This window comes from Methylocella silvestris, from assembly GCF_002891535.1.
GTDB classification, from domain to species: Bacteria; Pseudomonadota; Alphaproteobacteria; order Rhizobiales; family Beijerinckiaceae; genus Methylocapsa; species Methylocapsa silvestris_A.
Window position 1 is genome coordinate 15,936 of record NZ_PDZR01000007.1, and the last position, 21,613, is coordinate 37,548.

20 protein-coding genes are annotated in these 21,613 nt (G+C 63.3%); 5 read left to right on the top strand and 15 right to left on the bottom strand.

What is annotated here, in order from left to right:
* Positions 1–22: 22 nt before the first annotated feature.
* Positions 23–1,030: an N-acetyl-D-Glu racemase DgcA gene (gene dgcA / locus CR492_RS08100; protein WP_102843250.1), complete on the top strand. Its 1,008-nt coding sequence runs from the start codon at positions 23–25 to the stop codon at positions 1,028–1,030.
* A gap of 240 nt (positions 1,031–1,270) precedes the next feature.
* On the top strand, positions 1,271–3,793 hold the full coding sequence (locus tag CR492_RS08105) for a glycosyl hydrolase family 28-related protein (RefSeq protein ID WP_146030207.1): 2,523 nt from the start codon (positions 1,271–1,273) through the stop codon (positions 3,791–3,793).
* A 58-nt stretch (positions 3,794–3,851) separates the two neighbouring features.
* On the opposite strand, the gene CR492_RS08110 is transcribed toward CR492_RS08105, so the two are convergent.
* From CR492_RS08110 to CR492_RS08125, 4 genes are all read right to left on the bottom strand, one after another.
* Complete coding sequence (locus CR492_RS08110) at positions 3,852–5,351, bottom strand: phosphomannomutase/phosphoglucomutase (protein WP_102843364.1); 1,500 nt, start codon at positions 5,349–5,351, stop codon at positions 3,852–3,854.
* 258 nt (positions 5,352–5,609) lie between these two features.
* Positions 5,610–5,966, bottom strand: coding sequence for a ComEA family DNA-binding protein (locus tag CR492_RS08115; RefSeq protein ID WP_102843251.1), 357 nt, complete (start codon positions 5,964–5,966; stop codon positions 5,610–5,612).
* Positions 5,967–6,093: 127 nt separating this feature from the next.
* Positions 6,094–7,074 (bottom strand): thioredoxin-disulfide reductase, encoded by a 981-nt coding sequence (gene trxB / locus CR492_RS08120; protein ID WP_102843252.1) that lies wholly within the window; start codon positions 7,072–7,074, stop codon positions 6,094–6,096.
* 157 nt (positions 7,075–7,231) lie between these two features.
* Positions 7,232–7,726, bottom strand: coding sequence for a DUF992 domain-containing protein (locus tag CR492_RS08125; RefSeq protein ID WP_102843253.1), 495 nt, complete (start codon positions 7,724–7,726; stop codon positions 7,232–7,234).
* Positions 7,727–7,871: 145 nt separating this feature from the next.
* Between CR492_RS08125 and CR492_RS08130 the strand changes: the two genes are divergently transcribed.
* Positions 7,872–8,249 (top strand): GtrA family protein, encoded by a 378-nt coding sequence (locus tag CR492_RS08130; RefSeq protein ID WP_102843254.1) that lies wholly within the window; start codon positions 7,872–7,874, stop codon positions 8,247–8,249.
* Between the two features lie 120 nt (positions 8,250–8,369).
* On the opposite strand, the gene CR492_RS08135 is transcribed toward CR492_RS08130, so the two are convergent.
* The 10 genes from CR492_RS08135 to CR492_RS08180 form a co-directional block, all read right to left on the bottom strand.
* A complete protein-coding gene (locus CR492_RS08135; protein WP_102843255.1) occupies positions 8,370–8,618 on the bottom strand; it encodes a hypothetical protein in 249 nt (82 codons plus the stop codon).
* 104 nt (positions 8,619–8,722) lie between these two features.
* Entirely contained in the window at positions 8,723–10,456 is a 1,734-nt protein-coding gene (gene poxB / locus CR492_RS08140) for a ubiquinone-dependent pyruvate dehydrogenase (RefSeq protein WP_102843256.1), read from the bottom strand.
* Positions 10,457–10,642: 186 nt separating this feature from the next.
* Complete coding sequence (locus CR492_RS08145; RefSeq protein WP_102843257.1) at positions 10,643–11,125, bottom strand: TspO/MBR family protein; 483 nt, start codon at positions 11,123–11,125, stop codon at positions 10,643–10,645.
* A 164-nt stretch (positions 11,126–11,289) separates the two neighbouring features.
* The gene (locus tag CR492_RS08150) at positions 11,290–11,745 is read right to left on the bottom strand and encodes a PTS sugar transporter subunit IIA (protein WP_180982473.1); all 456 of its coding nucleotides are present in this window, start codon (positions 11,743–11,745) and stop codon (positions 11,290–11,292) included.
* A gap of 26 nt (positions 11,746–11,771) precedes the next feature.
* Positions 11,772–12,464: a response regulator gene (locus CR492_RS08155; protein ID WP_102843259.1), complete on the bottom strand. Its 693-nt coding sequence runs from the start codon at positions 12,462–12,464 to the stop codon at positions 11,772–11,774.
* Complete coding sequence (locus CR492_RS08160) at positions 12,461–15,169, bottom strand: sensor histidine kinase (protein ID WP_102843260.1); 2,709 nt, start codon at positions 15,167–15,169, stop codon at positions 12,461–12,463. The genes CR492_RS08155 and CR492_RS08160 overlap by 4 nt, the downstream gene beginning before the upstream one ends.
* Positions 15,170–15,189: 20 nt before the next feature.
* Positions 15,190–15,792: a K(+)-transporting ATPase subunit C gene (locus CR492_RS08165; RefSeq protein WP_102843261.1), complete on the bottom strand. Its 603-nt coding sequence runs from the start codon at positions 15,790–15,792 to the stop codon at positions 15,190–15,192.
* A gap of 10 nt (positions 15,793–15,802) precedes the next feature.
* Positions 15,803–17,911 (bottom strand): potassium-transporting ATPase subunit KdpB, encoded by a 2,109-nt coding sequence (gene kdpB / locus CR492_RS08170; protein WP_102843262.1) that lies wholly within the window; start codon positions 17,909–17,911, stop codon positions 15,803–15,805.
* Positions 17,912–17,987: 76 nt separating this feature from the next.
* A complete protein-coding gene (gene kdpA / locus CR492_RS08175; RefSeq protein ID WP_102843263.1) occupies positions 17,988–19,697 on the bottom strand; it encodes a potassium-transporting ATPase subunit KdpA in 1,710 nt (569 codons plus the stop codon).
* 9 nt (positions 19,698–19,706) lie between these two features.
* Positions 19,707–19,796, bottom strand: a complete 90-nt coding sequence (locus CR492_RS08180) for a K(+)-transporting ATPase subunit F (protein WP_102843264.1) — start codon at positions 19,794–19,796, stop codon at positions 19,707–19,709.
* Positions 19,797–20,231: 435 nt separating this feature from the next.
* Between CR492_RS08180 and CR492_RS08185 the strand changes: the two genes are divergently transcribed.
* Positions 20,232–20,504, top strand: a complete 273-nt coding sequence (locus CR492_RS08185; RefSeq protein WP_146030208.1) for a hypothetical protein — start codon at positions 20,232–20,234, stop codon at positions 20,502–20,504.
* 65 nt (positions 20,505–20,569) lie between these two features.
* Here CR492_RS08185 and modA read toward each other — a convergent pair whose 3' ends face one another.
* Positions 20,570–21,430 (bottom strand): molybdate ABC transporter substrate-binding protein, encoded by an 861-nt coding sequence (gene modA / locus CR492_RS08190; protein ID WP_180982474.1) that lies wholly within the window; start codon positions 21,428–21,430, stop codon positions 20,570–20,572.
* Between modA and CR492_RS20755 the strand changes: the two genes are divergently transcribed.
* A complete protein-coding gene (locus tag CR492_RS20755) occupies positions 21,429–21,593 on the top strand; it encodes a hypothetical protein (protein ID WP_180982475.1) in 165 nt (54 codons plus the stop codon). The genes modA and CR492_RS20755 overlap by 2 nt on opposite strands.
* Positions 21,594–21,613 lie beyond the last annotated feature (20 nt).

The following is a 21,613-nucleotide window of genomic DNA, read 5'->3' on the forward strand; positions in this document are numbered from 1 at the left end:
GCGGATTTTGCGATCAACGCTCATGGCAAACCCCGCGTCAAAACTCTCCGTCGCCGTCGAAAAATTTCCCATCGCCGGTAAATTCGTCATTTCTCGCGGGCAGAAGACGGAGGCCATCGTCGTCGTCGCGACGATCGTGGATGAACGCCACGCAGGGCAAGGCGCAAGGGGGCGCGGCGAATGCGTGCCCTACGGCCGCTACGGCGAAAGCGTCGAAAGCGTGCTGGCGCAGATCGAGGCCGTTCGCCCCGCGATCGAACAGGGGGCGGACTGCGCCGTGCTCGGCCAGCTGTTGCCGCCGGGAGCGGCGCGCAACGCGCTCGACTGCTCCCTTTGGGATCTTGCAGCCAAACGCAGCGGGCGCCGCGCCTTCGAACTTGCGGGCCTTGCCGCCCCTCGGCCGGTCGTCACCGCCTATACGATCTCGGTCGGCGAGCCGGACGAAATGGCGGCCGCCGCGGTCCGGGCGGCAGCGCGCCCCCTGCTTAAGATCAAGCTTGCCGGCGCGGGCGATCCGGCCCGCATCGCGGCCGTGCGCGCTGCGGCGCCCGAAGCGACGCTGATCGTCGACGCCAATGAGGCCTGGAGCGAAGAGGATCTTCCTGCCCATTTTGCAGCCTGCGAGGCGGCGCGGGTTGCGCTGATCGAGCAGCCGCTGCCGGCCGGACGCGACGCCGCGCTGGTCGGGCGCCCGCGCCGGATTGCCGTCTGCGCCGACGAGAGCGTCCACGCGCGGCAGGGTCTTGAATCGCTGCGCGCAAAATATGACGCAGTCAATATAAAGCTCGACAAGACGGGCGGCCTGACGGAAATGCTGGCGATGGCGGCGGAAGCCGAAGCGCTCGGCTTTCAAATCATCGTCGGCTGCATGGTGGGCACTTCGCTCGCCATGGCCCCGGCGCTTCTGGCCGCCGCGCGCGCCCGCTTCGTCGATCTTGACGGTCCCTTGCTGCTCGAGAGGGACCGGGTGGACGGGCTCGTCTACGAAGGCTCCGTCATTCTGCCGGCCTCAGCAGCCCTTTGGGGCTGAGGCGGCGCAGCGCAGCTTGGCTCGCTTCCACGCGCGCTGAGACGGCATTCCCTTGCGTCACGCCGCAGCGTTAAGCGCAGTCGCGCACAATTTAGCAGATAATATTCAATAATATATCCGTTCCGCATAGAGCGTGGCGTAACGTCTTTGTCTCATGTTGCTGACCATTGAACAGGCTATCGGCTTATATTTCTGCTTTTACAGAAATTTAGTCAATCTTATCGTTCATTGGAGGCAAATATGCTGCGAATTAGATCGATCTATACATCTCTTTTACGTAGGGGAGGCGCGCTTGAGCCGCCGGCCCGGAGGCGAGGACGCCGCCGCCGCGCCATCGCCATCCTCGCCGCCGCCCCGCTGGCCGCCCTGGCCATTCATCCGTCCGGCGCAGCCCTGGCCGACGCGGTCGCAAAGCCCGTCATCATCAACAAGCCGTTCACGGCAAAGCCCGGCGACGTCTTCAGCCTTGCTGGCTCGGGCTTCGGTTCGACCCCGCGCGTTTATCTGAAGCCGCGCCGGCTGACGACGACCACGGAGCTGCCCGTCAAGACTGCGGACGACGCAACCATTGTCGTCGAAGTCCCCAAGGCGGCGGTCTTCGATGTCTATGAGGTGTGGGTTGCAAATGGCGCGGCGACCAGCCCGCATGTCCTCATCAATACGCCGCAGCCGCAGCATTTCGACAACCCCGAGATTGCCGCCGGCGCGCATTTCCGGATCTTCGGCCGCAATCTCCTGCTTGGGACGCTCGCGCCGACGGCGACGCTTGTGGACGTCGGCACGGGAGCGCAGATCAAGGCGGTCGTCGGCGTTTCGGCGAGCAATGCCTATATGCTCGACGTGACGCCGACCGGCGTTCTCGCCGGCCATGCCTACAAGGTTCTGGTTTCCAATGGCTATGCGAGCGCCATGAGCGAGGCGAGCGTTGCTGGCCACGCCGCGGGCGTCGACCGGTTCGCGATCGGGCAGCCATGGGCCTATGATTTCGTCACCGCCGACGGTCCCGGCTACAAGGCCGGCGTCAAGGGAACGAACCTCGCCGACCACCATGTCTTCAATGTGCGAACCGACGTCGTTCTGCCGACCTTGGCCAAAGGCGACGGAAAGACAAACGACGGACCGGCCATCCAGGGGGCGATCAACGTGGCGGCGCGTTACGGCGGCGTCGTCTATTTGCCGGCGGGAACCTATAATATCGGCTCCACCAGCATCAGTCTGACGTCCAACGTGGTGCTGCAGGGACAGAGCGCGTCAGCGACGAAGATCATCTACACGGCGACGAAGCCGGGGTTCATCATCGGCGCGGGCGCGTCAATGACCGGCTTCGTCGATCTCACCTTGCAAAATCAGGACAAGACGAGCACGACGACCAATCTTGGAACCTGGCAGCAGCCGGTCTCGAAGGTCATCATCCAGCGGGTTGTATGGGATCTCGGCACCGGATTTTCCATCAACCTCAAGGGCGATCGCATCGCCATCCTCAATTCAACATTCAAACAGGCGATCAACTCCTGGAACGGCAGCGGGGCGGGGGCGCTGCTCATCACCAACACCACCAATCTGACGCTCAAGAACAATACGATCAGATGGGCGAGCAATCAGAACGCCTTTGGGGATCTCGTCAACGCGATTTTTGAGAACAACCACTTCACGCGCAGCGCGTCGGATACGGTGGTCGCGGGGCCGGACCAGCTCTCCTGGCCGTGGATCGTCAGGCCGATCAGGCTGGGCGACGTGCTGTCGCGGACAGCCGCCGGCGGAAGGCAGGTCTCGCTGAACTTCGGCACAAATATCGTGTTTCAGAACAATATCTTCGACACCTCGGACGGCGTCATTCAATATAATGCGGGCGATGGCGAGACCATTCTGAACGAGGGCGGCGGCGGCTCGCCGCGCGAGGACTTCGGGACCGTCACCACGGCGAGCGCCGCGATCATCGCCGACGATTCGAAATGCTCTGGAGCCTGCACCTGGAAAGTCTACCCCAATTCGAAAGTCGTGATCGTCAGCGGCGCCGGCGCCGGTCAGTGGCGCAAGATAGCCGCGCAGAACGGCAACAGTTTTACCGTCGACCCGCCCTTCGACGTCGTCCCCGCCGCGGGGGATCATTTCACGATCTCCGCTCCGTCCTATGAAAACGCCCTTATCCGCAACAACACGATGGTCGGCAATCCGATAGGGATCGCCATGTATCATGGCGTCTTTCTCAACGTCTCCGTCGTCGGCAACCAGCTCACCAACAATGGCGGCATCTATCTCCTGCCGTCGCAAGCCAATCAGCGCGCGGGGCGGAACTTTTTCAATGTCGCGCGCAACATTGAAATCAACGGAAATGTCCTGAAAAATCTCAACGGCAACTATCCGTCATATGTCTCGATCGGCTTCGTCATGATGACGCAGAATGTGTTCTGGGGCAAAAGCGTGCTCGCCGCCGAGGTCCGCAACAATCAGATCACGGCGCGCAGCGGCACCTTTCCCTACACATTCGGGGAAGGCTACAATCACCTGACCTTCTATCAAAATCCGGGCGGCGGCGCCTATGTCGAGGAAGGGAATGGGGCCATGTGGGGAACTGTATGGCAGGGCAACAGCTGCGCCAATTGCGCGGTCAACTACAACCTTAGCACCGGAGCCATGGATACGACGATCTGGAACGCAAAGGCGACGAATTCACCTGGCTTCGTCTCCACGATCCTGAAAGACGTCACGATCGCAAACAGCACCAAACAGGCCTCGACGCGAACGCTTGTCGGCAAGGATTGACGCCCGTAAGGGCGCCACGGGTGGGGATAGCGCGTTGAGCGCTGTCCCCACAGCAGGGTCAGATCGTCTGATTATAGGCGCCGACTTCGGGATTCTCGCGCAAAATCCCGTCGACAGCGTGAAACATCTCGCGCATGCGCGCTTCCGAAACGGGGCTTTCGACGACGACGACAAGTTCGGGCTTGTTCGAGGAGGCGCGCACCAGCCCCCAAGTGCCGTCCTCGACAGTGACCCGGACGCCGTTGACGGTGACGAGGCTCTTGATTTTCTGGCCCGTCAACTTTGCGCCTTCGGCCTCAAGGGCGGAAAACCGGGCGAGCGTCTTTTCGACGACGCCATATTTCGTCTCGTCGTCGCAATGCGGCGACATGGTCGGCGAGCCCCAGGTTTTCGGCAGCGCCTCGTAAAGCTCTGACATCGACTTGCCGGGGTTGCGGTCGAGCATGTCAAGGACATGGATCGCGGTCAAAATCCCGTCGTCATAGCCGCGCCCGACCGGCGCGTTGAAGAAGAAATGGCCGGATTTTTCAAAACCCGCGAGCGCGCCAAGGTCGCTCACGCGCCGCTTGATGTAGGAATGGCCGGTCTTCCAGTAATCCGCCTTGACGCCGCGGCTTATGAGGTCCGGGTCGGAGGCAAAGAGGCCGGTCGATTTGACGTCAACGACAAAAGTCGCGCCGGGATACAGCTTGGAGAGGTCGCGCGCGAGCATCACGCCGATCTTGTCGGCGAAGATTTCCGCGCCCTTGTTGTCGACGACGCCGCAACGGTCGCCGTCGCCGTCAAAGCCGAGGCCGACATCGGCCCCCGTCTCCAGCACCTTGGCGGCCATGGCGTGCAGCATCTCAAGGTCTTCAGGATTTGGATTGTAGCGCGGGAAATTGAAGTCGAGGTCGACATCGAGCGGGATCACCTCGCAGCCGAGCTGTTCGAGGATCGCCGGGGCGAAGGCGCCCGCCGTGCCATTGCCGCAGGCGGCGACGACTTTCAGTTTGCGCTTGAGTTTCGGCCGGTTCGTCAGGTCGGCGGCGTAACGGGCGGGAAAGTTTTCGACAAAACGATAGGAGCCGCCGTCGGCGTAGCTATAGGCGCCGGCGAGAACGATCTCCTTCAGCCGGCTCATCTCGTCAGGCCCGAACGTCACCGGCCGCTGCGCCCCCATTTTCACGCCGGTCCAGCCATTGTCATTATGCGACGCCGTGACCATGGCGACGGCCGGAACGTCAAGTTCGAACTGCGCGAAATAAGCCATCGGCGACAGGGCGAGGCCGATGTCATGCACCTTCACGCCGGCCGCCATCAGTCCCGTGATCATGGCGAGTTTTATCGAAGAGGAATAGGAGCGGAAGTCGTGGCCGGTGACGAGCTCGGGCTTGACGCCCATCTCGCGCAGCAGCGTCCCAAGCCCCAGGCCCAGCGCCTGGACCCCCATCAAATTGATCTCCTTCTCGAACAGCCAGCGCGCGTCATATTCGCGAAAGCCGGTCGGCTTCACCATCGGCGTCGTCTCATAGGCGAGCGTATTGGGAAAGAGCTGCGGCGCGGGCTTTGGAAACATGAAGTCATCCTTTTTTGCCGCGCCGGGCGGGCGGCTGGCTTGCATAGGCAATGGCGATTAGCACAGCTACGACGACAGTTGAATGCGGCGAACGATCTCCTGACAGATGGCCGAAGGCAAGCGCCCGGAGCGCTCCGCAAGAGCCGCTTCCGGCCGCGGAGATCCGGGCAGCAAGATCTCCGGCGAAAAACGCTACTGGCCTAGCGGCAGAGGTTGCCGCGGGTCGCCGTAAAAATCGATTGTAAAAATGCGGGGCGTCTATTTTTGCCTGGCGATAATCTGACTTTTGATCTTGTCGTAGACGCCCTGCGGGATGATTTTCTTCTGCACCAGCTCGTCCTTGCCCTTATAGGGCCGGCCTTTGATGATGTCGGCGGCGCGTTTGTCGCCAATGCCGGGCAACGCCTGAAGCTCGGGCTCGCTGGCCGAATTGATGTCCAGCAGCGCGGCGGCCGGCGTCGCGGCCTTGGCGGGCGCCGCCGGTTTGGCCGGCGCGGCGGCGGGTTTCGCCGCGCTCGGGGCCGCGGGCGCGGCGGTCTGCGCATGGCCTGCGATTGGCAGGCTGGCGGCGGCGGCGAAAAGCAGGGCGTAAAGCAAATTGCGGCTGGCGTTCATGGAAGTTCCCCCGTGCAGGCATAATTGCCCGCGCCGGCGCGTCTTGAGGGCGCGCTGTGCGTCTGGAGGATGACGCAAATCGTTGAAACTACAACGCCGCCAGAGGGATGCGCGAAAATTTGATGACTTATTCCGCGGCGATCCGGCGATGTTCCTCGGCGGCGAGCCAGCGTTCGGCTTCGAGCGCCGCCATGCAGCCCATCCCAGCCGCCGTCACCGCCTGACGGTAGATGTCGTCGGTCACGTCGCCAGCGGCGAAGACGCCTGGAATGTTGGTCGCGGTCGAATTCGGAGCGGTCTGGATATAGCCGTTTGGTTTGATGTCGAGCTGGCCGGCGAACAGTTCCGAGGCGGGCTTATGGCCGATCGCCACGAAGACGCCATGCGCCTCGATTGGCCGGAGCGCGCCGGTGACGGCATTCTTCAAGGTGACATGGGTCACGCTGGGCGGATTGTCGGAGCCGTGGATCTCGTCCACGACATGATCCCAGATGATTTCGACATTCGGCCGTTTGAATAGGCGCTCCTGAAGGATGCGTTCGGCTCGGAAGGCCGAGCCGCGATGGACCACTGTCACCCGCGCAGCGAGATGGCTGAGGTACAAGGCTTCCTCGACCGCGGAATTGCCGCCGCCGACGACGATCACATCCTTGCCGCGGTAGAAAAATCCGTCACAGGTGGCGCAGGCGGAGACGCCATAGCCCTTGAAGGCGTCTTCCGACGGCAGGCCGAGCCATTTCGCCTTGGCGCCGGTGGCGATGATCAGGCTGTCGCAGACATAGGCCTCGCCGCTGTCGCCGAACAGGCGGAACGGCCGCCGGTCAAGCTCGACCTTGACGATATGATCCGAAACCATCCGCGCGCCGACATTTTCCGCCTGCGCGCGCATCTGCTCCATGAGCCATGGACCCTGGACCGGAGAGGCGAAGCCGGGATAGTTCTCGACGTCGGTCGTGATCATCAGCTGGCCGCCGGATTCGAAACCGGCGATCACCAGAGGCTCGAGCATCGCCCGCGCCGCGTAGATCGCGGCGGTGTAGCCGGCGGGGCCAGATCCGACGATGATGACTTTGGCGTGGGCGGATCGGGCGGCGGAGGAAGCGGGCATGGGGCGTCTCGATCGGGCGCGGCCAAACCGGCTCGCCTGCTAAATTTAAGCTTCCGGACCTCTGGCTGCAACTGCAGCATGATCTGGAAAGCGCGGGCGGCTGAAGAGCGCGCGACGCCCGCTTGCGCGAACGCGGCGCTCCGGTTCGAGATTGCCGTCAGTGCGGATTGGCGACGGGCTCGAGCGTGATGGCGCCGACGCCGGCCGAAAGGTTAATCCCGGATTCGACGCCGACCGACAGCGGCTGCAGGCTGATCGACCGATTGTTGCCGCCGACAAGCACATTGGCGGTCAGGCCGCCGCCGAACGAGGCGTTGCCCCCAGCGCCAACGAATTCGCCCGCCAGGGCGAAGGGCGGCACCGAGCGCCCGGCCGCGAGAACGGCCCAGGCGAATCGGCCGCCGGTGGTGAAGCCGATGTCGAGGCCGAAGCGGCGGATCGTTCCGACATAATATTCCGGCTGCCCGCGGCGGGGGCTGAACACGCAGGAAAGCGCCCGGCTGGACGTGACGATAAAGCCGACCCCGGCTGCGACATTGCATTGCAGCACGCCCGCGCGGGTGATGGCGGCGTCAGCGCCTCCAGCCGTGATTCCGACCATGGCGAGGCCGGCGGCGAGAGCCGCAAGAGATCCCCCAAAAACGTTCTTCATTATCTCTATCTCCAAGACGGGCCGGCTGCTTCGCGCTCAGGCTCTGGCCAGCGGCGCGTCGCAAACCGCGACATTGACAAAGCTGAAGTCCAGACCAAAACAACCCCGCGCGGCGAAAATGCCGATGGGGAAGCGATCTATAGCGATGCCGCAGTTGTTTCGCCAGCTTTCATCCTTTACCGGCGTCGGCCTTCTCGCGACGGCTCTCCACTATGGCGTTCTGATTGGGCTTGTCGAGGTTTGGCGCGCGCCCCCTCCGGCCGCCGCGGTGGCCGGCAGCGTCGCCGGAGCGGCGCTCTCCTATGTGTTGAACCGGCGCCATACGTTCCGCTCCGAGCGCCCGCACCGGCGCACCGGCGCGCGATTCGCGCTCGTCGCCCTCGGCGCGGCGGCGCTGACCTATGTGTTCATGTCGCTGTTCGTGAACGGTGCTGGGGCGCCCTATCTTGCCGCACAGGTCGTGACGACGGGCATCGTCGCCCTGTGGACGTTTCTGGCGCACAGGATCTGGACATTCGCCTAAGGGTCGCCTGAAGGTCGCAAATGCGGCGGCAGCGCGCGACGAGTTGCGCGCCAAACGGCGCCGGCAAAAGGGCGATAAGAGGCGTCCCCGATCAGCGCGAGCAGGTACGGCTGCGAAAGCTCAGTGCGCGGTCGCGTCCTGGCCTGGCGTGGCTGGCGCGGCGCCATCGACAGACGGAACATCGCGCGATTTCGCGCCAGCGTCCTGATACGTCGTTTCGTCGCGTTCCACATAATGCGGAACGGCGACGCTGCGGCCCGTCGTCAAATAAGGCGCCGCCGGGCCATAGGTGCGAACTTGAGCGATCGTCGCGCCGGAAAAGGCGCATGCGACCGCAAAGCCGGCCGCAACTGTCGCAAGCAGTTTCATCGAACTCTCCAAAAGCCGCCTTGCCTTAGGCGTAACCCGCGTACTAAACGCTCAAGCTTGCAGCAAAGTTCAATAGCGGCTTAAAAAAATAGCAGAAAGCGCGCTCAACGCAGAACGTTGGTGCGCGCGAGATCGATGATCTCGTCGCCGCGCCCGTTCATCACGGCGCGCAGCATATAAAGGCTGAAGCCCTTCATCTGTTCGACCGTCGTCTTTGGCGGCATCGGCAGTTCATGCCGGGCGGTCACGACATCGACCAGCGCCGGGCCGTCATGGGCGAACGCCCGCTCCAGCGCGCCGCGCAGATCAGCGGGATCTTCCACCCGCTCGCCATGGACGCCGATCGCTCTGGCCATGGCGGCGAAATCCGGATTATCGAGGCTGACCCCCATGTGCAGGAAGCCGGCGGACTGCATCTCCAGCTCGACAAAGCCGAGCGTTCCATTGTTGAAGATGACGATCTTGACGGGCAGTTTCTGCTGCCGCAGCGTGAGAAAATCGCCCATCAGCATGGCGAAGCCGCCGTCGCCCGAGAAGGAGACGATCTGCCGCTTCGGGAAGGCCGCCTGCGCGCCGATCGCCTGGGGCATGGCGTTCGCCATCGATCCATGCACGAAGGAGCCGATCAGGCGGCGCTTTCCATTCATCTTGAGGTAGCGCGCGGCCCACACCGTCGGCGTGCCGACGTCGCAGGTGAAGACTGCGTCCTGACTGGCGACTTCGCTGACCGTCTTTGCGACGAACTGCGGATGAATCGGCTTTTTGCCCGGCTCGCCCGTCGCAAGATCGTCAAGGCCCTCGCGCGCTTTTTTATAATGCGCGAGGGAGCCGGCGAGGTGCGCCCGGTCCTCCTTTGCGGCAAGGCGCGGCAGCAGCGCGCGAAGGCTGGTCTTGACGTCGCCGACAAGGCCGAGTTCGAGCCGGCAGCGGCGGCCGAGATTTTCCGGCCGAAGGTCGATCTGCGCGATCTTCGCCTTCTCCGGATAGAACTGGCGATAGGGAAAATCCGTGCCGAGCATCAGCAGGACATCGCAATCCTTCATCGCCTCATAGCCCGAGCTGAAGCCGATGAGGCCAGTCATGCCGACGTCGTAGGGATTGTCGTATTCGACATATTCCTTGCCGCCGAGCGCATGGACGATCGGCGCTTTCAGCGTTTCGGCGAGCTCCAGAAGCTCGGCGTGGGCGCCCTTTGTCCCGCGGCCGCAAAGCAGCGTCACCTTCTTTGCGTCGCGCAGCAGAGCGGCCAGAGCCTCGATCTCGGCAGCGGCCGGCCGTGCTTCAGGCGGCGGCGGCAGCAGGCCCGAATTGGGCGATATCGCGGTCGCGGCGGCCGGCAGCATGGCGACGTCGCCCGGCAGCACGATGACTGACACGCCGCCGAGGCCGAGGGCGGCGCGGATCGCGCTCTCAAGGATGCGCGGCAATTGTTCGGGAACCGAGACAAGCTCGCAGAAATGACTGCATTCGCGAAAGAGGTTCTGCGGATGCGTTTCCTGAAAATAGCCCGAGCCGATTTCGGGGCTTGGAATATGCGCGGCAATGGCGAGCACGGGCACGCGCGAGCGGTGGCAGTCGAACAGTCCATTGATGAGATGCAGATTGCCAGGGCCGCAGCTGCCGGCGCAGACGGCGAGGTTGCCGGTCAGATGCGCCTCGGCGCCAGCCGCGAAGGCGCCAGCCTCCTCATTGCGCATGTGAATCCACTCCGGCGCGCCGCGGACGCGGATCGCTTCCGTCACTGCGTTGAGACTGTCTCCAACGACGCCGTAGATGCGGCCGACGCCGATCTGAGTGAGAGTTTCGATTACCAGATCGGCGACGGTGTTGATTTTCATGTATACTCCCCGCGTTGCGACGGATTCCCGCCCAAATGCGCCTGTCAGCTGCAAGGCTCCACCCCGCGGCGGCATTTCTGACAGGACTGGGCCACGGCAAGATTGCGCCAGCCTTGACGGAGGTCAAGGCCGGAGCAGGCTGAGAGCGATCCGCCAATGTGATCAACAGAGGCTCTGGATCTGTTTTCAGGATTTGGCGTGCGCGAAAGGCTCGTTGATCCTGACGATCGTGAGATTGAGGAAGGCGGCAAACGCGACCCACATGAGATAGGGCAGGAGCAACCAAGCCGCCAGCGAAGAGAGCGGCGCAAGGCCGACCATGAGCGCAAGGATCGATAGCCAGAGAAACGGAATCTCGATCAACGCCCAGTCCGGCCGCCGCAGGTTGAAGAAGAGCGGACTCCACAGCATATGCAGAACGATGTTGACGCCGAACAGAAGCGCGATGCGAAGCTGCGCCGCGGCGTCCGGGGCGTTGGCCCAGGCCAGCACGCCGGCCGCGGCGGCAAGTCCGAGGATGATCGTCCAGGCGGGACCAAAGACCCAATCGGGCGGAGTCCATGCGGGTTTGCGCAAACTGCGATACCACGGGTCGACGGTCGTCGTCATTCCGCCGACCGCAAGGACAAGCGCCGTGACAATGACCGCGACGGCAATGGGGAGCGTCATGTCTGTTCCCTGAGGCGCATGATTGGCGCGCCTTGGCAATGCAAATGCGGCTATTCGGTTCCGCGGCTTCTAAAAAATCTCTCCGGATTCAAAAACTTGGGGCAGATTGTTGTGGCGGCGGCCGGTCCGGATTAAATGATGAATTGTAAATCAACGGGACGATCTCAGGATTTCTGATTGACGCAAAGAATGTCATAGGCGGCGCCGCTGTTGGCGGCGCGCCGCAAATCGTCGCGCAATTTGGGTTGGCGCAGACGGCGCGAGAGGCAGCTCAGCGCTTCGAGCGCGGTCCCGGCGCCGCCCTCGGGGAGCGCCAGCAGCACGACGACATCGACCGGCTTGTCGTCGATCGCCTGAAAATCGACCGGACGGCCGAGGATCGCAAGGACGCCAACCGGATTTTCGACATTGGCCAGGCGCGCATGCGGGATCGCGACGCCATCGCCTATGCCGGTCGAACCAAGCGCTTCGCGTTTCAGCACGGCCGCCAGCAACGCCGGCTCGTCGCAGCCGGCGCGCTCCGCCAGCCGACGCGCAAGCGCCGCTAGCAGCGCGTGCTTGTCGGCGGTTTTCTCGATCAGCAGAACGCGGTCCGGGCCGATGATCTGTTCCGGATTCATGATCGATCCATCCATTCAAGAAAAATCTATTCGGGAGCCTGTAGACGGTAGCCGACGCCGGTTTCGGTCAGGATATATTTCGGCTGTTCCGGGTTTTGTTCCAGCTTTTGGCGCAACTGACGCACATAGACGCGCAGATATTGCGGATCCTGCGCGTCGCCCCAGATTTCACGCAACATGAAGTGATGCGTCAGGACGCGGCCGGCATGCTGCACCAGAAGACGCAGCAGATCATATTCCTTCGGCGAAAGCTTCACCTCCCGGCCGCCGACGCGGACGATGCGGCGCACGAGATCGACGGTGAGGTCGCCGATCTCGAACACCGGCCGTTCGCCCTGTTGCTGCAGCCGATGGCGCAGCGCCACGCGAATGCGCGCCAATAGCTCATTCATGCCGAAGGGTTTGGTCACATAATCGTCGGCGCCAAGCTCCAGCGCCTGCACGATGCCGGCCTCGTCGGTGCGGCTCGACAACACGACGACCGGCACGTCGAGCCGCTGCTCGCGCCAGCCGCGCAACAGTTCGAGACCCGGCGTATCCGGCAGGCCGAGATCGAGAATGATAAGGTCCGGCTTTGACTCGGCGAGCGCCGCGCGGGCGAGGCGCGCGCTCGGCGCGTCGCTGATGCGAAACCCCTGCGTTTGCAACCCGGTGCGCAACAGCTTTCGGATCGCCGGCTCGTCATCGATGATGAGAATATGAGCGGCGACAGGGGTCATGCGGAAAGCTCCGCGCCGGCGGCCGGCTCCAGCGCAGGCAGACGGATGGTGAAGACGGCGCCATGCCCGTCGGAGCGGGTGCCGGCGACGATCGTTCCATGCATAGACTCGATGAAGCCGCGGCAGACCGCAAGGCCAAGGCCGGTGCCGGCTCCGACCTGATCGCCCTTTTGCGCGCGCGTGAATTTATCGAAAATCCGCTCGACGTCGGCGGCCGGGATGCCGGGCCCTTCATCGAGAATCTGCAGCACGACGAAGCCGCCGTCCCTGACGGCCTGAAGCCGGATCGAGGATCCCGTCGGCGCATATTTCGCCGCATTGTCGAGAAGATTGAACAGAGCCTGTTCGAACAGTACGGCGTCAATATCGAGCATCGGCAGCTCCGGCGCGAGAGCAACCTCGACGCGATGGGCGGCGAGGATTTTCCGCGCCCGCTTCAGCACGGCGCCGAGGACGTCGGAGAGATCGTGAGGGGCGGCGTTCGGACGGATGGCGCCGGATTCAAGCCGCGTCATGTCGAGCAGATTGGCAATGAACCGGTTGAGGCGCTCGGCCTCCTCCTGAATGGTGTCGGTCAACTCGCGCTTTGACTCGTCGGTGAGCTGACCGGCGAAATCCGAGAGCGCGCCCGCCGCGCCCATGATTGAGGCAAGCGGAGTGCGCAGATCATGCGAGATGGACGTAAGCAGGGCGCTGCGCAGCCGGTCAGTTTCGCTGACGAGCCGCGCGCGGTCGAGATCCTCGACGAGACGGACGCGCTCGATGGCGAGCGCTGTCTGGTCGATCAGGGCGTCGAGCAGGCGCCGGTTTTCGGGACTGAGCAAAGGGCCTTCCCGGTCGCTGTCGAGGCCGACGACGCCGATCGAGCCGCGCCCGGTCCACATCGGCAGAAACAGTCGTTGGGCGCCCGGCAGAGTGTCGGCGCCGCGCCCGGCCGAACGGTTGTTCTCGAAGGCCCAGCGCGCCGCGGCGACGTCTGCGGGCTCGACCTGATCCTCGGGCGGATAGCCGGCCCGCACCTCAAGCCTGCCGTCATCCTCGGGCAGAAGAATGACAACCCGCACGCTCAGCATGGAGGCGATCTGAAAGGCGGCGGCCCAGAGCACATCGTCGAGCGCGCCGACGCCGGCCAGCTTGCGGCTGAACAGATAAAGGCCCTCCGTCGTCTTCGCCCGCTTGCGCGCGACCACCGCCTGGCTGCGCACGCTTGCGGTCAGATTGCTGGCGATCAGCGCGACGATAAAGAAAAACACCAGCGCGACCACGCTTTCCGGATCAGCAATGGTGAAGGTGTAGACGGGCGGCAGAAAGAAGAAGTTGAACGACAGCACGCTGACGACGCAGGCGAACAGCGCGGGGTAGAGGCCAAAGGAGACGGCGCTCGTCAGCACCCCCATGAGATAGACCAGCGCCACATTGTGGACGTCGAGATATTGCCGCAGCACTGCCCCGAGGCCGGTTGCAAGACCGACGAGGCCGACGACCGCCAGCGCCTGCTTCCAGCCCAGCGATCGCGCGCCGCTGGCTTTTCGCTCATCCGCTTTGGCCGGTTGCGCCGCCGCCTCGCGCGGCGCAATTACATGGACGCTGATGTCGCCGGCGCCGCGGATCAGGGAATGAGTGACAGAGCCTTGCAGCAGTTCTCGCCAATGCGGGCGCTGGCTTCGCGCGATCACGATATGCGTCACATTGGTTTCGGCGGCGTAGCGCAGGATCTCCTCGGCGATCGTGCGTCCGGGCAGCACGATCGCTTCGGCGCCGAGATGCTGGGCCTGCCGCAGCGTTTCGGCGAGCCGGTCGCGCGCGGCCTGATCGAGCCGGACCGACGCGCCGGTCTCGATGTTGATCGCGGCCCAGGGGGCGCGCAGGCGCTCGGCGACGCGCCTTCCGTAGCGCACGAGGCCGATGGCGTTTGGCGAGTCGTTGACGCAGACCAGAATGCGCTCGCCGGCGGCCCAGGGGCCAGAGATCGCATGGGCCTGCATATGGGTGAGCAATTGCTCGTCGACCCGTTGCGCGGTGCGCCGCAAGGCGAGCTCGCGCAAGGCGGTGAGATTGCCGATGGAGAAATAATTCTCGAGCGCCCGGCCGGCCGTGTCCTGCGCGTAAACCTTGCCCTCATGCAGGCGCTGGATCAGATCGCCCGGCGTCAGGTCGATCAGTTCGATCTCGTCGGCGCGGTCGAGAATCGAATCTGGAATTTTTTCCTGAACGCGGACGCGCGTGATCTGCGCGACGACGTCGTTCAGGCTTTCGAGATGTTGCACATTGAGGGTTGTGTAGACGTCAATGCCGGCGTTCAACAGCTCCTCGACGTCGAGGTAGCGCTTCGGATGCCGGCTTTCGGGCGCGTTGGTATGGGCGAGCTCATCCATCAGGACCAGCTGCGGCCGGCGCTTCAAGATGGCGTCGAGATCGACTTCGCCAATCGTGCGGCCCTTGTAGGCGATCTGCCGCAGCGGAACGATTTCGAGACCGCGAATCAACGCTTCGGTCTCGGGGCGGCCGTGGCTCTCGACGACGCCGATGACGACGTCGACCCCTTCAGCCTTTCGCGCATGCGCCGCCGTCAGCATTTCGTAGGTCTTGCCGACGCCCGGAACGGCGCCGAAAAATACTTTCAGCCGGCCGCGAGTCTCCTGCTCCGCGGCGCCGAGGAGGGCGTCGGGCGAGGGCCGTTTGTCGAAATCGCGCCGCTCGCTCAACCTTTGCTCCTCCGCCGCCCTTATTTGCCCGATTCGTCCAGCGCCAGATTAAGGGCGAGGACATTTACGCGCGGTTCGCCGAGGACGCCAAGCAGCCTTCCCTCGACATGCTCGCTGACGAGGCGGCGCAGCGCATCTTCGCTTAAAGCCCGCGCCTTGGCGACCCGCGGAATCTGAAACAAGGCGGCCTCGGGCGACAGATGCGGATCGAGCCCGCTGCCTGACGTCGTCACGAGATCGACCGGCACAGGCTGAGACGGGTTCTCGGCCCTGAGCGCCTCCGCATCGGTTTTCACCCGGTCGATCAGCGCCGAATTGGTCGGCCCGAGGTTCGAGCCGGCGGAGTTCGCCGCATTATAGGGCGCAGAGATTGTCTTGGCCGGGTCGTTCGGGTCCGTCGTCGTCGTCGCCGACGGCCGTCCGTGGAAATAGCGGTCCGAGGTAAAATTCTGGCCGATGAGGGCCGAGCCGACGATTTGGCCGTTGCGGGTGATCAGGCTGCCTTCGGCCGCGGCCGGAAACAGCGCCTTTGCGACGCCCGTCATGGCGAGCGGATAGATAAGCCCGGTCAGGATCGTGAACAGAACGATCATCACAAGGGCGGGGCGGATTTGCGCGATCATGGAAGCACTCTCAGATGAGGTGAATGGAATTGACGAGGAGGTCAATCGCCTTGATGCCGATAAAGGGGGCAAGAATGCCGCCGACGCCGTAGATGAGCAGATTGCGCCGCAGCAGCGCGGAAGCGCCGATCGGCCGATAGGCGATGCCCTTCAGCGCCAGTGGAATCAGCGCGATGATGACCAGCGCGTTGAAGATGATGGCCGACAGAATGGCGCTCTGCGGGCTGCCGAGATGCATGATGTTGAGGGCTCCGAGCTGCGGGTAGAAGGCGAGGAACATCGCCGGGATGATGGCGAAATATTTGGCGACGTCATTGGCGATCGAGAATGTGGTGAGCGCGCCGCGCGTCATCAACAGTTGTTTGCCGATGCCGACAATCTCGATCAGCTTGGTCGGATCGCTGTCGAGATCGACCATGTTGCCGGCTTCGCGTGCCGCCATCGTGCCGGTGTTCATCGCGACGCCCACATCGGCCTGCGCCAGCGCCGGCGCGTCATTGGCGCCGTCGCCGCACATGGCGACGAGTTTGCCCTTGGCCTGCTCGGCGCGGATCAGCTTCAGCTTCGCCTCCGGGGTCGCCTCGGCGAGGAAATCATCGACCCCCGCTTCGGCGGCGATCGCGGCGGCCGTCATGGGATTGTCGCCGGTGATCATCACCGTGCGAATGCCCATGCGACGCAGCTCGCCGAAGCGCTCGTTGATGCCGCCCTTGACGATATCCTTGAGGTAGATCACGCCAAGCAGCCGTCCATCGCGCGCGACCGCGAGCGGCGTGCCGCCGGCCTTGCCGATGTCGGACGCGATCGCCTGGATTTCGCGCGCCGCCTCGTTCGTTGCGCCGCGTCGCGAGAGCGTTGTGGCGCCGCCTTGCGTCTCGACCTCGGTCGGGGCGTTGACGAAGGCTAGCACCGAATCGACCGCCCCCTTGCGGATGTGGGCCTCCGCGCCGGCTTCATTGATATCGACGCCGCTCATGCGGGTATAGGCGGTGAAGGGAACAAAACGCGCGTGCAGCGAAGCCATGTCGCGGCTGCGGATGCCGTATTTTTCTTTGGCGAGCACCACCACAGAACGGCCTTCCGGCGTCTCGTCGGCGAGCGACGCCAATTGCGCCGCCTCGGCCAGTTCGATCTCGCTGACCCCGCGCAGGGGGCGGAACTCGGAGGCCTGCCTGTTGCCGAGCGTGATCGTCCCGGTCTTGTCGAGCAACAGCGTGTCGATGTCGCCCGCGGCCTCGACCGCGCGGCCTGACATGGCGAGGACGTTGAAGCGCACGAGGCGGTCCATGCCGGCGATGCCGATGGCCGACAACAACGCGCCGATCGTCGTCGGAATGAGCGTCACGAACAAAGCGACGAGGACAACGACGGGGATGGCGCCGCCCGCATAGGAGGCGAAGCTCGGGATCGTCACGGTCGCCAGGACGAAGATCAGCGTCATGCCGGCGAGCAGGATGTTCAGCGCGATTTCGTTCGGCGTCTTCTGCCGTTCGGCGCCTTCGACGAGCGCGATCATGCGGTCGATGAAGGTCGAGCCGGCGGCCGCTGTAATGCGCACCAGGATCTCATCCGAGAGCACCTGCGTGCCGCCGGTGACGGCCGACCGGTCGCCGCCCGATTCGCGGATAACGGGCGCGGATTCGCCGGTGATCGCGGCCTCGTTGACCGAGGCGATGCCCTCGATCGCTTCGCCGTCGGAAGGAATGACGTCGCCCGCCTCGACGAGGACGATATCGCCGACCTTGAGGCTTTCGCCCGGCACGAATTTCATTTTCGAGCGATCGCCGCCTGGCAGGAGCTTGGCCTCCGTTTGCGTGCGGGTGCGCCGCAGCGCCTCGGCCTGCGCCTTGCCGCGGCCTTCGGCGACGGCTTCAGCGAAATTCGCGAACAACACCGTGAACCACAGCCACAGGATGATCTGGAACGAGAAGCCGAGTTGGCCGCCGCCGGTCAAAAGATCGCGGACGAACAATACGGTCGTGAGCAGCGAGACGACCGCCACCACGAACATCACGGGGTTGCGCGCCAGGAGACGAGGGTCGAGCTTTGCGAAAGCCGAGCCGATCGCCGGCGTCAGGATTTTGGGATCAAGCAGATTTGCAGATTTGGTCTTGGCCATGGGTCCCTCTCGGGGAAGGCGTCAGCGCGGGACCTCGCCCTTGCTGACGTTAATGAAGAAATGCGCCGCCGTTGCGTTAGCCGCCAAAGCTCTGCCCGGCGAGAGCCGAGAGCTGTTCGACGATCGGTCCCAGCGCCACCGCCGGAAAGAAGGTGAGGCCGCCGACGATCAGGATCGTGCCGATGAGGAGGCCGACGAACAGGCCGCCGTGCGTCGGGAACGTTCCGAGTGAAGGCGGCGCCGTCTTCTTGGCGGCGAGCGAGCCGGCGATCGCGATCGCGGGAATGATCACGAAATATCGTCCCATCAGCATCCCGAGGGCGAGCGTGACGTTATACCAGGGCGTGTTGCCGGTGAGGCCGCCGAACGCCGAGCCATTGTTGGCGGCGGCTGAGGTGTAGGCGTAGAGGATTTCGGAAAATCCATGCGGCCCCGGATTGGCGATCGAGGCGACCGCCGCCGGCAACACGACCGCCGCCGCGGTGAAGCCGAGCATCGCGAGCGGCAGGCAAAGCACGCCGAGCATGGTCATCTTGACCTCCTTGGCCTCGATCTTTTTGCCAAGGTATTCCGGCGTGCGGCCGACCATCAGGCCCGCGACAAACAGGGCGATGATGATGAACAAGATCATGCCGTAAAAGCCGGAGCCGACGCCGCCGATAATAATTTCGCCGAGCATCATGTTGATGAGCGGGATCATGCCGCCGATCGCCGTAAAGCTGTCGTGCATGGCGTTGACGGCGCCGCAGGAGGCGTCCGTCGTAACGACGGCGAAGAGGGACGACATGGCGGCGCCGAAGCGGACCTCCTTGCCTTCCATGTTCGGCCCATTGACGCCAAGAGCGTGGATCAGCGGGTTGCCGGCGGCCTCTGCCCAATAGACGATCACGACGCCAACAAAGCAGAGCGTCAGCATCGCGGCGAGGATCGCCCAGCCCTGGCGCTGGTCATTGACCATACGGCCGAACACGTTGGTCAGCGCAGCGCCGATGACGAAGATAGACGCCATCTGGATCATGTTCGACAGCGCCGTCGGATTCTCGAATGGCTGGGCGGCGTTGGCGTTGAAGAAGCCGCCGCCGTTGGTCCCAAGCATCTTGATGGCGATTTGCGAGGCGACGGGCCCGAGCGCCAGCGTCTGCTTGCCGCCTTCGAGCGTGGTGGCGTCGACATAGGGCCCAAGCGTCTGCGGCACGCCCTGCCAGACAAGCACAAGCGTGTAGATGATGCAGATCGGCAGCAGCACATAAAGCGTGGCGCGGGTCATATCGACCCAGAAGTTGCCAACCGTCTTTGACGAATGGCGCGAGAAGCCGCGGATCAGAACGATCGCGACCGCAATGCCTGTGGCGGCTGACAGGAAATTCTGCACAGCGAGCCCTGCCATCTGCGTCAGATAACTCATGGTTGATTCGCCGCCGTAGTTCTGCCAGTTGGTATTGCTGATGAACGAGCCGGCGGTGTTGAAGGCGAGCGCCGGATCGACGGCGCTCATCTCTGCCGGGTTGAAGGGGAGAGACGCTTGGAAGCGCTGCAGCGCATAGAGCAACACGAAGCCAGCGGCGTTGAACGCCAGCAAGGCGACCGCATAAATCAGCCAATGCTGCTCATCGTCTTCCCTGACGCCGGAAAGACGGTAAAATGCGCGCTCAACGGGGCCGAGCCCCAGGCTGAGGAAGGTTCTCTCGCCGGTGAAAACGCGCGTCATATAAAGCCCGAGCGGTTTTACGGTGGCGAGGACGAGCGCAAAAAAGATCAGGATCTGAATCCAGCCGATGGGGGTCATGACGGCCTCTTAGAAGCGTTCGGGGCGCAGCAGCGCATAGACGAGGTAGATGAAGAGAAACAGCGACACTGCTCCCCCCAGCACATAATCAAGGGTCATAATGGCTCCTAAGGTCAGAGGCGGTCACAAAGGACGCCATAGGCGATGGTGAGAGCGAAAAAGCTCAATCCAAGGCCAATGAGGGCGACGTCGAGCATCGAAATCTCCAGTGCCGGGATGTTTTCAAGTCGAGCGGGCGCGGCGCGGTCCGGCAGCCGGACCGCGCCGGCGCTGATAAGGGTCCCGGACCGACTGGAGATCGCATCTGCCGCATAAAGGATCGAGACCTTGAGCGGTCCGACTTTATAAAGACGGTATAAAGATTTTCGCGAGCGCGCGTCGGGATAGGGGGGCGCAAGGTGCGGCGGGCAAAAAGCCTCGATTCGGCTTTTGAAGACAAGCGCCGGGCGCGGCGCCGAGCCGCCCGCCTCAAGAACGGCGCGCGTGGTCGAGCTGTCTCGATCCGAAGAAGTCCATCGGCGCGGGCTCGCACAAATGATCGAGGACGATCCCGATCCGGCGATTCACGCGGTCGTGCGCTGGCGGCCGATCAATCCGGCGCTATTGGATCATCGAGGAATTCCGCATCAGCATCACGACGCAGAGTCTGAGCCGGCAGTTGCGCCTGCGTGGCTATCGCAAGCTTTCGTCGCGGCCGCGCCAAAATACTCTGGGCACAGCGGCCGCTGCAGAACCCGATCACAGCTGCTTCGCCGCGCGCAGGCTTGTCGATGCGCCATGGAAGATCATGTCGGCGCGCGCGAATGATCAATGCAACTTGGTACAACGGTCCAGGCGCGGTCCCGCGGGCGCGCCTGGTTAAGCGCAGGTCCTCAGGGAAGCTGATAGCAGTAATACTGAATTTTGGCCGTCCCGAGAGTTGTGCCGACGCCGGTCAGGAAGTTCAGGAAATTCGTCAGTTCCGTTTCCTGATCCGCGGTACGGCTTTTGACGACTTTGACGCCATATTGCTTGATCTGGTCATAGGGATGGGCGGCGTCATTATAGAGATATTCGTGGTGAGACGTATGCGTGCTGTCGTACCAAACTTCCGTCGTGCTCGGCTTCGTGCAGACCGCCGATTTGGCGACAAATCCATAGGGAAACGTTCCGTCTTTCACCGCTGCGTAGGTCGTGTTGATGTTCGGTCGAGTCTGGGCATAGCCGGAGGGGTATGTGGTCGACGTCGGAATCGACCAGGGCGCGGACGACAAGACCTGTGATGCAGCCTTTCCATAAGGCGCCTTGGTCGGATCGGCGAGGACAAAATTCGTCGTCAAGGGCGACGGCAGACCTCCGCTGATATCGACGTGATTGGTGGCTCCGGACCAAAGCACGAGGGAGCCTGTGGCATATTGAAACGGACTTCCCACCACCAGGCTGGAATAGCTCGTGTATAATTGTTGTGGGGCGGCAAAATCCGCCGACAGAAATAGATCATAGGGGCCGGCCCCGGCGCCGCTTATAATGGCGTTCTTCAAATTCGTCGTGGAGTCGACGACCGTGACGAACTTATAGGTATAAGTCCCGGAGTAGTAGGAGCTAAAGCTATTGATGATCGCGTTCAGCGTCGTGGAAAAATTTGCGGCCACGCCGATCGTGATCGTCGTTGTCGTCGCATAGGCGGGCGAACAGGCCATCGCCAACGTCGCCACAGCGGCGAAAGTGAGCTTTCTCTTTTTTCGACTTAGCATGATTTTTTCCTTTCCAAGAGACGCTGCGCCCATCGACGCGAAGCTCTATGTTGAATTCATTCCTGCGGCCCGATGGCCGCACATGCTGAATGGTCTGGAATTTAGTGACGGCGCGAAAGCTCCTCACGAAATCGAAATGACCGCCTGGAAGGCGACGCTCTGATTTGGCGTGTGATGAGCTTT